Source organism: Cupriavidus sp. UBA2010 (genome assembly GCF_002335265.1).
Taxonomy (GTDB): Bacteria; Pseudomonadota; Gammaproteobacteria; order Burkholderiales; family Burkholderiaceae; genus Cupriavidus; species Cupriavidus metallidurans.
Window position 1 is genome coordinate 11,403 of record NZ_DDCI01000034.1, and the last position, 12,954, is coordinate 24,356.

Below are 12,954 nucleotides of genomic sequence, written 5' to 3' on the forward strand. Positions count from 1 at the left end.
CAAGTCGGTTTTTTCATGGAACGGCGAGTTCGACATTTCCGCCGCGGGGCAGGTGATCCGGCGGGTCTTTCCTGCCGCCGCTGCCTAAAATCTTCATGTGTACTTGGTGCGAGGCGCGAGGCATGACTACCATCAATCCTTGCGCGGCCGGAGCATCCGGCCACCACACGATTGCAAGGGGGAAGCATGGAGATGACGCGGGCGACATCGGAGACCGATGCCAATCCTGATACCTCGGGTGGCGACGGTGGTCACGAGCCGGTTTCCGGGCTGGAGGCGCCGTACTCGCTACTGGAATCCCGCAGCCACCAGATGTTTCCAACGCTGACGGCGGCCGAAATCGAGCGCATTCACCGTTTCGGCGAAGTCAGATCGTGGCGCGCTGGCGAGATGCTCTTCTCGACGGGCGACGTGGGGCGCGGGATGTACGTCGTCCTGTCCGGCCGCGCGCGCATCATCCAGCGGGACGGGCTGGGTAACCGCAGCACCATTACCGAGGAAGGGCCCGGCCAGTTTCTGGCGGAGGTCGGGCAACTGACCGGCAAGCCGGCGCTGGTCGACGCCTTGGCCATCGAGGATACCGTCGCGCTGGTGATTGTCCCCGAGCGCCTGCGCGCGCTGCTGGTGGCAGAGGCCGATCTGGGCGAGCGCATCATGCGGGCGCTGATCCTGCGCCGGGTTGGCCTGATCGAGCGCGGCAGTGGCCCGGTGCTTGTGGGACGTGGCACGCAGCCCTTGTTGCTGGCGCTGCAGGCGTTCCTGCGTCGTAACGGCCACCCGCACAAGGTGATCGATATCGAGACGGATCACGACTCCACCTGTCTGCTCGATCTCAGCAATGCGCCGCAGAGCGATTTTCCGATGGTGATCTGCCCGGATGGCAGCATCCTGCGCGCGCCGGATGAGGGCCAGCTTGCCAGTTGCCTTGGCCTGGTTCCCGAGTTCGATCCCGAGCATGTCTATGACGTGATCGTCGTCGGCGCAGGCCCGGCGGGGCTGGCCACGGCCGTCTATGCGGCGTCCGAAGGGTTGTCCGTGGCCGTGATCGATTGCCGCTCGCCGGGCGGGCAAGCTGGCGCGAGCGCCCGGATCGAGAACTACCTGGGTTTTCCCACCGGCATTTCCGGGCAGGCGCTGGCGGGGCGGGCCTTCGTCCAGGCGCTCAAGTTCGGTGCGCATCTGGCGATTCCACTGGAAGCAAAGGCGTTGCATTGTGGTGAGAATCCGATCCGGATCGAACTGTCGGACGGTCGTCAGATTCCCACGCGTACCGTTGTGATCGCCACCGGCGCGCAGTACCGTCGCGCGGAGATCGACTCGCTCGATCGCTATGAAGGCCGTGGCGTCTACTACTGGGCTTCGCCGGTAGAAGCCAAGCTGTGCAAGGACGAACACGCGATGCTCGTCGGCGGCGGTAACTCGGCCGGCCAGGCAGCGGTGTTCCTGGCGTCCCACGCCAGGGAGGTGCACATCCTCGTGCGCGGCGAAGGGCTCGAGGCAACGATGTCGCGCTATCTGATCGACCGCATCCGCAGCCTCCCCAACGTCACATTGCACACGCACGCCCAGATCACCGCGCTGGAGGGCGAGGAGTGGCTGTCGATCGTGCGCTATCGGGAGCAAACGCAGGGTGCCGACTGCATTTCTGTGCCGATGCGCCACGTATTCCTGTTCATCGGCGCGGCGCCCAACACCGAATGGTTGCGCGCCTGCAATGTGGAGACCGATGCCAAGGGTTTCGTGCTGACCGGATACGAGGCCCATCGCTCCTGCACCGAACGCGCCGACTTCACGCTTGAGACGAGCGTGCCGGGCGTGTTCGCGATCGGAGACGTGCGATCCGGTTCGACCAAGCGCGTGGCCGCCGCCGTGGGTGAGGGCGCGGCGGTCGTTGCGCAGATCCACCGGTATCTGGCGGACCTGCAACCCGTCGCCCTGGCTGTTCGCATGTGATCGGCTGACTCGCCGTATCCCGGAGTCGGGGCATTCCTGCTTGACATACAGATCTGTCTACATACACTGTGTAGACAGATCTGTATCACCCCCATCTGATCACACGCAGGAAGGAGTCCCTCGATGTCGAACGTCCCCGAAGTCCGGCCGCCGCTGCCGCCGTTTACCCGTGAAAGCGCCATCGCCAAGGTGCGTGCAGCCGAAGACGGCTGGAATACGCGCGATCCGGCCCGTGTGGCCTTGGCCTATACGATCGACAGCGCCTGGCGCAATCGTGCCGAGTTCGTGCATGGCCGCGAGCAGATTCAGGCCTTTCTTACCCGCAAATGGCAGAAGGAACTGGACTACCGGCTGATCAAGGAGCTTTGGGCGTACGAGGGCAATCGCATCGCGGTGCGGTTTGCCTACGAGTGGCACGATGATTCGGGCAACTGGTTCCGCTCGTATGGCAACGAGAATTGGGAATTCGACGAGTACGGCCTGATGCGGCAGCGTCATGCATCCATCAATGACGCGCCGATCCGCGAGAGCGATCGCAAGTACCACTGGCCGCTCGGTCGCCGGCCCGATGACCATCCGGGCCTGAGCGACCTGGGCTTCTGAACGCCGTCCTTTAGCGCCCGAGTACCCAGCCAGCCAGTTCGCGCAGGTCGGCGTCGCTGACATCCGCGAACGGCGGCATCGGCACGCTTCCCCATTTGCCGCTGCCTCCGGCGCGGATGCTACGCATCACGGTGTTGACGGCATCGGCCTGGCCGGCGTATTTCGCGGCAACATCGTGGAATGCGGGGCCCACCACCTTCTTGTCCACGGCGTGGCAGGCGAGGCAGTTGTTGGTCGCGAGGAGGCTGCTGGCGTCGTGTGCCTTGGCTGGCGCTGGCTTTGCCGATGCGGCGGGAGCAGGCGATACGGCCGCGGCGGCGGTCGTCTGGCGTTCCGCACCATAGGTCCGGACCAGATAGTCGGCCATCACCGGGATGTCTTCGTCGCGCAGTGGCGCGCCGAAGGCAGTCTTCATCTTCTTGACGGTGGCATCCCAGTAAGCGCGGCCCAGCGACTGCGGCTGCGTCGACACGTACTGCGCCGAATGGCAGGTCATGCAGTTCTGCTGCACCAGCCGATAGCCGGGCAGTTCGCTGGGTTGATAGCTTGCGGTTTCGGGGGGAAGCTGGATTTCCAGCGCGTGCGCGGCGGGCAGTGCGGAGAGCATCAGCGCCAGGCTGATGGCAAGGCGCCGTGCCGGGAAGCGGCTGCAAGGGGTCCAAGGGGTCTTTTGCATGGCGGGCTCCTCAGACTGCCTTGACGCGCGTGGTTTCCACCACGTTGCGCATGTAGCCGGCCGGATTCCACAACGCCGTCATCGGCTGGCTCTGGCCGATACGATTGACCGCGCGCACCCGGAGGTCATAGGCCCCCTTGCGTGGCGGGCGGAATGCGGCGCGCCATTCGCGGAACGAGTACTTGCCGAGATCCTGGCCGAGCGTGGCTTCCGTCCAGCTTCGGCCGCCGTCGGCCGAGAAGGCGACTTCGGCGATACCGTAGCCGCCGTCGAACGCAATGCCTCTTACCACGGTCTCTCGTCCGGACGGGACCGTCGCGCCTTCGGTCAGGCTGGTGATGAACGAGCGCACGTTGAAGCGCCCGATCGGGCGTGTGCGTGCCGGTGCCGAGCCGGGTTCGACATTGGCCCCGGCGTTGTCGGGAATGCGATAGGCGCTCTGCACCCAGAAGCCGTCGAACTGTTTGTCGAGAACGGTGATATCGGAAAGGTGTTTCACCCAGTACGTACCGTAGTGGCCCGGCACCACCAGCCGTAGCGGGTAGCCATTGAGCATCGGCAAGTCTTCGCCATTCATGGACCACGCCAGCATGACTTCGCCATCGAGCGCCTGGTCGATATCGAGCGATTTGACGAAGTCGGGGCTGTTGTCGAGTGGTGGCCGGTCGAGGCCATTGAAGCTGACCTGGACAGCGCCGGGTTGCACGCCGGCTCGTTCGAGCACGGCCTTCAGCGGCACGCCGGTCCAGCGCGCGTTGCCCATGGCGCCGTTGGCGAGCTGGCCGCCATTGACGCGCGGAGCAAGAAAGCCACGGCTGTTGCCCGAGCACTGGTTGACGGCGACGACTTCCACCGGCTGCGCGATAGCCTTGATGTCGGCCAGCGATAGCTCGAGCGGCGTTTTCACCTTGCCGCCAATGCGGAGCCGATAGGTCTGTGGGTCGACCGAGGTCGGAATGCCGCTCCAGTGATAACGCACGAAAAACGCGTCATTGGGCGTCAGAATCCCCTCGTTGAACACGCTAAACGGGGTTTCCAGCTGCGGAGGCCGGCTGGTCAGCAGGATCAGCGGCCGCTTCTGCGGAAACGCCACAAGCTCGCGCGCGCCGTTGTCGAAGGGGAGCTGGACCTGCTTGTCGCCGCTGGCGGCGAGGGCGTTCAGGGCGGTGGTGCCGACGACCGCATTGGCCGTCAGCGCGCCAGCCTGCTTGAGAAACCGGCGTCGCCGGACTCGATTCTCCATGGCTTGTCTCCGTCGTTCTTATCTTGGGCCGTGGCCGCGGGGGCGCACACACGGGGGTGAGGACGGGGATAAAGCCTATTCAGTGCCGCAAGCCATGTAAAACAGATTAAATCGATAACAACAAGAGGAATTCCCGCTAAACGACCCGTTACGACTCCGCTAAGCAACCCGCTAAGCGGATCCGTTAGCGGATCCGTTTAGCTGGCCGCACCGCTTCGATGTATCCCGGCACGGCCAGCCGAGCGGCCTTACTGCATCGATTTCAGATTGCCAACGCGCACGAGCATCTCCGTGAACATCTGCATGTCCAGGTTCAGGTCGGGCACTTCCTTGTACTCCTTCGCGTTGTGCGCGGTGTACTTCTTGCCCGGCATCGCTGGCCCGAAGTTGATCGCGTTCGGCATCAGCTTGGCCGTGGTGCTGCCGGCGGTCGGCACGGGCTTGGCTTCGAGCCCGGTGGTATCGCCGTAGATGTTCAGCAACGTGGCCAGCCAGGCGCCCTTGGGATCCCGGGCCATCCAGTCGCCCTGTTCGTGCTGGATCTCCAGCGCGGTGTGCGTGGTTGCTGCCCAGCCCTGGACGCGCTCGGCGATCTTCGCGCGCAAGGCATCGGGCGTTGAACCGCGTGGCATCCGCACGTTGGCGGTGACTTCGAGCTTGCCGCCGCGCTCGCGGATCAGCGTCGGCGAGATCGTCAACGGACCCATGAAGTCATCGCGATAGGCCACACCGAGCTTTTCCCCGAGATAGTCGGTGCCATAGAGGTCGGTCAGGTAGCGGATCGCATGGGCGTACTGGTTGTCGGCAAAGGCGACGCCCGACGACTGCAGGAACATCGCGAGACGCGGCACGGGGTTCACGCCTTCCTCGGGGCGGGAGCCATGGGCGGACGTGCCAGTCACCTTCACGACGATGACGTCGCCGTCACGCGCGATGTCGATCGAGAACTTGCCCTGGGCCTCATGCTGGGCGATGAAACCGGCGCGCGCCTTTTCCAGGCCGGCGGCCACGGCTGCCAGGTCGCCGCCGCTGATGCGTGCCGTCGCCGTCTGAGGAATCGCGTTGGCCGAGGCCGCGCCGCTCATGGCCACGATGGCCGCCTGCTTGCCGTCCACCGTCTGATCCGCGAAGCGCGCGGTCAGCGCGCCCGAGCCTTTCTCGGCGACCACGGCGGGGTACTTGCTGTCGAGCACGATGTTGTACTCGGGCAGGGCGGTTTTCTCGCGGTAGTACTTCATGCCGTCGCCACCGGTTTCCTCGGTGGTCTCGATCATCAGCCGGATCGAACGCGCCAGCGGCACGCCGCTTTCGCGCACGGTTTTCATCGCGTAGAGGGCGGCGGCAATCGAGCCCTTGTCGTCGATCGTGCCACGTCCGTAGAGGTAGTCGCCCACGCGCGTGACCTTGAACGGGTCGAGCTTCGTGCCATCGTCGAGTACCCATTCGTCGGCCACCACGGGCACCACGTCGGCATGGGTAAGGATGCCGAAGGTGTCCTTGCCGGTGCCGGGCAGCGTGACTTCGAACACGCGGTTGTCGATGTTGCGATAGTGCAGGCCGAAGTCCTTGGCCATCCGCTCCACGAGCTTGCCGAACTCGATGATCGCGGGGTTCTCGTGCTGCGGCACCTTGTCGTCGCGCACCGTGCGCAGCGCCACCATCTCGCTGATGCTGTCGAGTACGGCACCGCCGTTGTGTACGCGGTTGTAGACGCCGAGCAGGCGTCCGATGTTGACGAGGTCGTCGCCCGTGAGCGGGCGCTTTGCCCGATAGGCTCGCACGGAAGGCGCAAGTTTCGGGTCGGCCTTGACCGCGGCGTCGAGGAAGGCATTGAAACTGGCAGGAGGCGTTGTCGTGGCACCGGCCACGAGTTGGTCGAGCTCCGGCTTGGCGATGGTCGCCGCGTTCGCCATGGGTGTCAGCGGGCAGGCGAGCAGGGCGGCGGCCAGCAGGGTTGCCGCTGGCAGTCGTGCAGTCAGACGATTCATCGGGTTTGTCCCTTCGGTTGTCCGGGTTGTCATTGTTGGGTGGCCGAATGATAGCGGCGCCCGGTGCGGCAAGAAAGCAGGGAGATCACTCGTCGATAGTGAAAATCAATCGCCTTTCTACGATTGATAATAGTAATTATCAATCGGGTTGGTTGAAACGATGAATTGTACAAATCACATTGGGATCTTCAGAATCCACTCCATCGCTGCAACACGCGGCGCCAACCTGACCCAGAGGAGTGATCCAGATGCTGCAATCCCGTGAAGGCCAACGCGTTCCCAACGTCACGTTCCGTGTGCGTGCAAACAATGAGTGGAAGGACGTGACCACGGCCGAACTGTTCGACGGCAAGACTGTAGTGTTGTTCTCGCTGCCGGGCGCCTTCACCCCGACGTGCTCGTCCACGCACCTGCCGCGCTACAACGAACTGGCGCCGGTGTTCGCCAAGCAAGGCGTCGACGCGATCCTGTGCGTGTCGGTCAACGACACCTTCGTTATGAACGAGTGGGCCAAGGACCAGGAGTCCGAGAACATCGTCATGATCCCCGACGGCAACGGCGAATTCACCGACGGCATGGGCATGCTCGTCGACAAGGCCGACCTCGGTTTTGGCAAGCGTAGCTGGCGCTATTCGATGCTGGTCAAGGACGGTGTGGTGGACAAGATGTTCATCGAGCCGGAAGAGCCGGGCGACCCGTTCAAGGTGTCGGATGCCGACACGATGCTGAACTACATCGCGCCGACCGCCAAACAGCCGGACCAGGTGGTGGTGTTCTCGAAGGTTGGCTGCTCGCACTGCGCCAAGGCCAAGCAACTGCTGTCGGACAACGGCTTCGAGTACATCGACGTGCCGCTCGAGAACAAGATTCGCGGCAAGGTGCTGGGCGCCGTGTCGGGCGAAATGACTGCGCCGCAGGTGTTCATCAACGGCAAGCTGGTTGGTGGCGCCGAAGCGCTCGAACAGTACCTCGCTCGCTGATCTCCCTCGCCCGGGCCCGGTTCCCCCGACCGGTGTCCTGGGCACCTCTCCCCCTTGCTAGTCGTCGTATCCGATGGCGCCGCGTATGTGGCGGCGCCATCCCGTACGCCGATTGACGATCGATACAGGAAACGCACATGAACACGAACCAGAATGCCCAGACCGCTCAGACTGTCCAGACCGTTCAGACCGACGTGGCCATCATCGGCGCGGGTACTGCCGGCCTGGCGGCCTACCGCGCGGCCATTGCCGCCGGCAAGCGCGCCGTGATCATCGAGGGCGGCGCCTATGGCACGACCTGCGCCCGCGTGGGCTGCATGCCGTCGAAGCTGCTGATTGCCGCGGCGGAAGCCGCGCACGAAGCGCGTCACACTGCTGCATTTGGCGTGCACGTGGATGGCCCGGTCCGCATCGACGGCCGGGAAGTCATGCAGCGCGTGCGCAGCGAACGCGACCGCTTTGTCGGCTTCGTGGTGCGCGGCGTGGAGAGCATTCCCCAGGACGACCGCCTGGTCGGGCAGGCGCGGTTCATCGACAACACGATCCTCCAGGTTGACGACCACACTGTCGTGCGCGCTAGCCGCGTGGTGATCGCCACGGGCTCGCGCCCTGCCGTGCCGCCGTCCTTTGGCGTGTTTGGAGATCGCCTGATCGTCAATGACGATGTGTTCTCGTGGGAAGACCTGCCCCAAAGCGTGGCGGTGTTCGGCCCGGGCGTGATTGGTCTGGAACTGGGGCAGGCACTGTCGCGGCTTGGCGTGCGGGTGCGCGTGTTTGGTGTCGGCGGCGGCGTCGGTCCGTTGTCGGACCCCGAAATTCGTGCTTACGCTGCCAAGTCCTTCAACCAGGAATTCTCGCTGTTGCCGGATGCGCGCGTGCTTGAGATGCGACGCGAGGGCGACGACGCCGTTATCACGTTCGAAGACGCCAACGGCCAGACCGTGACTGAGCGCTTTGCCTACGTGCTGGCCGCCACGGGCCGCCAGCCCAATGTCGACAATCTTGGGTTGGACAACACCGCGCTGGAACTCGATTGGCGGGGCGTACCGGTGTTCGACCCGGTGACACTCCAGTGCGGTGAGTCGCCGATCTTCATCGCCGGCGATGCCAACAACGTCCTGCCGCTGCTGCATGAGGCGGCCGACGAAGGCAAGATTGCCGGCGAAAACGCTGCGCTCTGGCCGAAGGTCGGGCCGCTGACGCGGCGCGCGCCGATCGCGGTGGTGTTCTCCGATCCGCAGATCGCGATGGTCGGCAAGCGCTTTGCCGATCTGACGCCGGGCAGCTTCGTGACTGGCGAGGTCAGCTTCGAGGATCAGGGGCGCAGCCGTGTGATGCTCAAGAACCGGGGGCTGATGCACGTCTACGCGGATCGCGCCACGGGCCGCTTCCTTGGCGCGGAGTGGATTGGCCCGCGCGCCGAGAACATCGCGCATCTGCTGGCGTGGTCGTACCAGCAGGGGCTGACGATTGCCGCGATGCTGGCCATGCCTTTCTACCATCCCGTGGTGGAAGAGGGCTTGCGCACGGCGCTGCGTGATGCGCAAGCCAAGCTGGCGCAATTGCAGGAAGCCGCCTGATCGGACGGCAGCCTGAGCCTGGCTTGATCGGGAGGGCCGGAAGCGAAGTCTCGCTTCCGGCCCTTGTTCATTTGGCGGGACGTATATAGAGAGATCGAGACAGATCAAGACAGATCTGTCTCCTATAATGGCGCCTATCCACGCCAACGTCTTGCCCTGTCACCCGTCATGCCCACCCCATCCGCGCGCGACCGCATTCTCGATACCGCAGCACGCCTGTTCTACCGCGATGGCTATCGCGGTACCGGGATCGACCGGATCATCGCCGAGTCGGGCGTGGCCAAGATGTCGCTCTACCGGCATTTCCCTTCCAAGAACGACCTGATCGTCGCGTATCTCGAGCGCCGGCATGACTACTGGATGGGCTGGTTCCGTGATGCGGTGACCCGGCGACTGGCCGCACGCGGCAACCTCGATGTCATGGCCGATGCGCTGGGCGAGTGGTTCGACACCGAGGATTTCCGTGGCTGCTCCTTCATCAACATGATCGCGGAGGCAGGCGGCGGTGCCGGTGACGACCCACGGCTGCTGGCGCAGGCAGTGGCGCACAAGGCGTCGCTGGAGGACTTCGTCACCGGGATCGCGCGCGATCTGGGGCTGTCCAGTCCACGCGAAGTGGCGGAAGAGTCCATGCTCTGCATCGAGGGCATGATCGTCCGCTACCAGACCACGCATGCCGGCGGCGTGGTCGATGCCGGGCGGCGGATGCTTGGCAGGCTGCATACGGCACATTCGGCACATTCGGCAGCGTAATCTACTGAAACACAGTGCGTACACGTTAACCCTGATGCCACGGTAAAATCCGTAGCATAAGACATGGGCCGGAAGCAATTTCGGCCCGTTTGCATTGGGAAGCACGCCTGTGAACGCAGTGAACAACAACCAGCGGCGCACCGAGGTCGACCTGATTCGCGGCATCGCGCTGCTCTTCATCGTGGTCGACCATGTCAACGGCAGCGTGCTGGCCGACTACACGATCCGCAACTTCACGCTCTTCGACGCCGCCGAGGTCTTCGTTTTCCTGGCCGGCTATTCGGCGGGCGCCGCCTATCTCGCGATGGAGGCCCGCCAGGGCGCCAGCGCCGCGAGCAAACGCCTGCACCGCCGTAGCTGGGAGATCTACAAGGCCTTCGTGCTGACCGGGGTGCTGATGCTGCTGTTCGGGTTCCTGCTGGCGATGTGCAAGGTGCCCGCGCCCGCCGTGCGCGCGACCGAGGCACCGGCGTTCATGGCCCAACCGATCGAAACGCTGTTCCAGGTGATCGGGCTGGCGCGGCAGCCATTCGTCTCGGACGTACTGCCGATGTACGCGGTGTTTATTGGACTGGCGCCGCTGGCGATCGGCTGGGCGAGAAAGTATCCGTTGGCCTTTGTCTGCGGCAGCGTGGCGCTCTGGATCATGGCGCCGGCGCTGCTGCCGCTGTTGCCGAGCAGCGAGCCGCGCGGCTGGAGCTTCAACCCGTTCGCATGGCAACTGATGTTCGGCATGGGCTTGCTGGCACGCCTGAGGCCGGACTTCGTGCTGCCGCAACAGAACATCGCGCGCTGGGCCTGCACGATTGGCGCGGTGATCGTCACGATGGTCTGCATGGCGCTGGCGTATCTGTGGATGCGTCCGCACGTGTATGAGGCCTGGCTGCCGGCGTGGTTGCCATCGATGGTCTTTCCGCTGCCGAAGCAGAGCCTGGCGTTCCTGCGCGTGCTCAGCTTCCTGGGGCTGGCATGGCTGGTCTATCTGGCGGCGCGCGCGGGATGGGTCGAGCGCGTGGCCCGCTTCATGGGGCCGGTGGTGCAGATCGGCCGGCATAGCCTGTTCTGCTTCGTGCTGGGCGCCGTGGTGTCGGTGACGATCGAAGGCTTTACCTATGGCATCGCCGGCGGCCGGCCCACGCGCCCGGTGGCGCTGGGCGGCGATCTGGTGGCGGTGGCAATCCTGCTGGTGGTCGGTGGCTGGTATGGCCGCAGGAAGGAAGCGAAGAAGGTGGCCGCGAAGTCGGCGATCGTCACTGCATAGCCATCGCGCGTGTGATCGCCTCTGATCGCCTCTGATCGCGCGTCATGCGCGCCCCATCCCAAGCAAATCGGAGAGGGGCGCGATCAAGCGGCAAGTCAGCGCGTCAGCCAAGGTCTCCGCCACCCACCGGCACCACAGTCCCCGTCATATACGACGCCTCATCCGAGGCCAGGAACAGGATCACACCCACTTGTTCCTCGATCGTCCCGTACCGGTGCATCAGGCTCGACGACACGGTCTGATCGACGATTGCCTGATACCACTTCGATTCCTGTTCCGACTGTTCCGACTGTTGCTGCGTGTTGCGCGGGATCTTGCGCGGCGGCGCCTCGGTACCGCCCGTAGCCACCGCGTTAATGCGAATGCCATCCGCCGCGTGCTCGAACGCCAGGCTCGCGGTCAGCGCATTCACGCCTCCTTTGGCCGCCGCGTAGGGCACGCGATGGATGCCACGCGTCGCAATCGACGACACGTTGACGATGACTCCGGCGCGGCGCTCGACCATGCCCGGCAACACCGCGCGGCAACCCCAGAGCGTGGGAAACAGCGACCGGCGGATCTCCGCCTCGATTTCGGCTTCGGCGTAGTGCTCATAGGGCTTGGCCCAGATCGTGCCGCCCACGTTGTTGATCAGGATATCGACATGGCCGAAGGCAGCGGTGGCCGTGGCCACCATCGCCTGCGCTCCCGCATACGTCTCCAGGTCCGCATTGACGGACAGTGCCGTGCCGCCCGCAGCCAGAATCTCGGCCGCGACTTCCTCGACCAGCGCGGCGCGGTCCACCAGCACCACATTCGCGCCCTCGGCAGCCGCGGACATTGCCACGCCGCGACCGATACCCTGCGCCGCGCCCGTGACGATCATCGTCCGGCCGGCGAAACGTTGCGTCGTGCGCATCATGCCTCCGCGCTGGCCGAAAACTTCTCGTAGTAGAAATTGGCCGGCGTGATGCCGGCATCCCGCAGCCAGTCACGCACGGCTTCCACCATGGCGACGGGGCCGCACAGGTAGATGTCGACGTCTCCGTCGTTGATCCATGCGGGGTCGACATGCGTGGTCACGTAGCCCTTGCGCTCGTGTGAGCTTGCGGCGTCGGCAATGCAGGTGCGGTAGGTGAATCCGTCGATGCTGGCCGCGGCGGCCTCAAGCCGCTCGGTAGCCACGAGGTCGATGTCATGCGTGACGCCGTAGACCATGCGCACCGGATGCGTGCTGCCGCTGGCGGCCAATACGTCGAGCATGGACAGGAACGGCGCGATGCCGGTGCCGCCGGCCAGGAACAATACGGGTCGCGTGACGGCGCGCAGGTAGAAGCTGCCGAACGGGCCGGAGAATGCCATGCGCTGTCCGGTCTGCGCCTCGCCGGCCAGAAAGCCGCTCATGCGGCCCTGTGGCACGTTGCGCACGACGAAGGCCGCCTGAGACGCGCCCGGCGGCGAACTGAACGAGTACGCGCGCGTTAGTCCACAGCCCGGGATTTCCACGTTGACATACTGCCCGGGCAGGAAGCTGAGCGCGGTTGGGTCATCGAGGTCGATCGAGAAGCCGATGGTCGAATCCGACAGCGGCGCCACGGCGGCGATCGCGCCCTCGAATCGAGTCACGCCGGTCTTGCAGGCGGCGGACGAAGCCGGCACGCGGATCACGCAATCCGAGCGCGGCCGCGTCTGGCAGGCCAGCACGTATCCCTTGGCCGCCTCCTCGGCGGTCAGCGCGTCCTCGATATAGCTCGATTCGGGCAGGTCATAGTGGCCGGATTCGCACAGGCCGCGACAGGTGCCGCACGCGCCGTCGCGGCAGTCGAGCGGAATGTTGATCTGCTGGCGATAGGCGGCGTCCGAGAGTGTCTCGTTGTCGCCGCACGTGATGAAGCGCGTCACGCCGTCTTCGAACTGCAGGGCGATCGTATGTTCCAT

The 12,954-nt window shown here is 64.8% G+C and carries 11 protein-coding genes; 6 read left to right on the top strand and 5 right to left on the bottom strand.

Annotation, left to right across the window (positions count from 1 at the left end; all coding sequences use genetic code 11):
* The first annotated feature begins 186 nt into the window (after window positions 1-186).
* Together B2246_RS26465 and B2246_RS26470 are read left to right on the top strand one after the other, a co-directional pair.
* Window positions 187-1,953: an FAD-dependent oxidoreductase gene (locus tag B2246_RS26465; protein ID WP_286881297.1), complete on the top strand. Its 1,767-nt coding sequence runs from the start codon at window positions 187-189 to the stop codon at window positions 1,951-1,953.
* A 123-nt stretch (window positions 1,954-2,076) separates the two neighbouring features.
* On the top strand, window positions 2,077-2,556 hold the full coding sequence (locus B2246_RS26470; protein ID WP_286881296.1) for a nuclear transport factor 2 family protein: 480 nt from the start codon (window positions 2,077-2,079) through the stop codon (window positions 2,554-2,556).
* Between the two features lie 10 nt (window positions 2,557-2,566).
* Here the strand turns inward: B2246_RS26470 and B2246_RS26475 are convergent, their stop codons facing one another.
* The 3 genes from B2246_RS26475 to B2246_RS26485 all read right to left on the bottom strand — a co-directional run bounded on the left by B2246_RS26475 (window position 2,567) and on the right by B2246_RS26485 (window position 6,463).
* Window positions 2,567-3,232, bottom strand: coding sequence for a c-type cytochrome (locus B2246_RS26475; RefSeq protein ID WP_286881295.1), 666 nt, complete (start codon window positions 3,230-3,232; stop codon window positions 2,567-2,569).
* 10 nt (window positions 3,233-3,242) lie between these two features.
* Complete coding sequence (locus B2246_RS26480) at window positions 3,243-4,475, bottom strand: molybdopterin-dependent oxidoreductase (RefSeq protein ID WP_008645771.1); 1,233 nt, start codon at window positions 4,473-4,475, stop codon at window positions 3,243-3,245.
* Between the two features lie 248 nt (window positions 4,476-4,723).
* Window positions 4,724-6,463 (bottom strand): dipeptidase, encoded by a 1,740-nt coding sequence (locus B2246_RS26485; protein ID WP_286881293.1) that lies wholly within the window; start codon window positions 6,461-6,463, stop codon window positions 4,724-4,726.
* 248 nt (window positions 6,464-6,711) lie between these two features.
* Here B2246_RS26485 and B2246_RS26490 point away from each other — a divergent pair, with 248 nt between their 5' ends.
* From B2246_RS26490 to B2246_RS26505, 4 genes are all read left to right on the top strand, one after another.
* Entirely contained in the window at window positions 6,712-7,443 is a 732-nt protein-coding gene (locus B2246_RS26490; RefSeq protein ID WP_008645767.1) for a glutathione peroxidase, read from the top strand.
* Between the two features lie 137 nt (window positions 7,444-7,580).
* Window positions 7,581-9,023, top strand: coding sequence for a dihydrolipoyl dehydrogenase (locus B2246_RS26495; RefSeq protein ID WP_286881292.1), 1,443 nt, complete (start codon window positions 7,581-7,583; stop codon window positions 9,021-9,023).
* Between the two features lie 168 nt (window positions 9,024-9,191).
* Window positions 9,192-9,776, top strand: coding sequence for a TetR/AcrR family transcriptional regulator (locus tag B2246_RS26500; protein ID WP_286881291.1), 585 nt, complete (start codon window positions 9,192-9,194; stop codon window positions 9,774-9,776).
* 109 nt (window positions 9,777-9,885) lie between these two features.
* Window positions 9,886-11,037, top strand: a complete 1,152-nt coding sequence (locus tag B2246_RS26505) for an OpgC domain-containing protein (protein ID WP_186425902.1) — start codon at window positions 9,886-9,888, stop codon at window positions 11,035-11,037.
* Window positions 11,038-11,140: 103 nt separating this feature from the next.
* Here the strand turns inward: B2246_RS26505 and B2246_RS26510 are convergent, their stop codons facing one another.
* Both B2246_RS26510 and benC read right to left on the bottom strand, forming a co-directional pair.
* Window positions 11,141-11,935: a 1,6-dihydroxycyclohexa-2,4-diene-1-carboxylate dehydrogenase gene (locus tag B2246_RS26510; RefSeq protein ID WP_286881289.1), complete on the bottom strand. Its 795-nt coding sequence runs from the start codon at window positions 11,933-11,935 to the stop codon at window positions 11,141-11,143.
* On the bottom strand, window positions 11,935-12,954 hold the full coding sequence (gene benC, locus B2246_RS26515; RefSeq protein ID WP_286881288.1) for a benzoate 1,2-dioxygenase electron transfer component BenC: 1,020 nt from the start codon (window positions 12,952-12,954) through the stop codon (window positions 11,935-11,937). Before benC ends, B2246_RS26510 begins: the two co-directional genes overlap by 1 nt.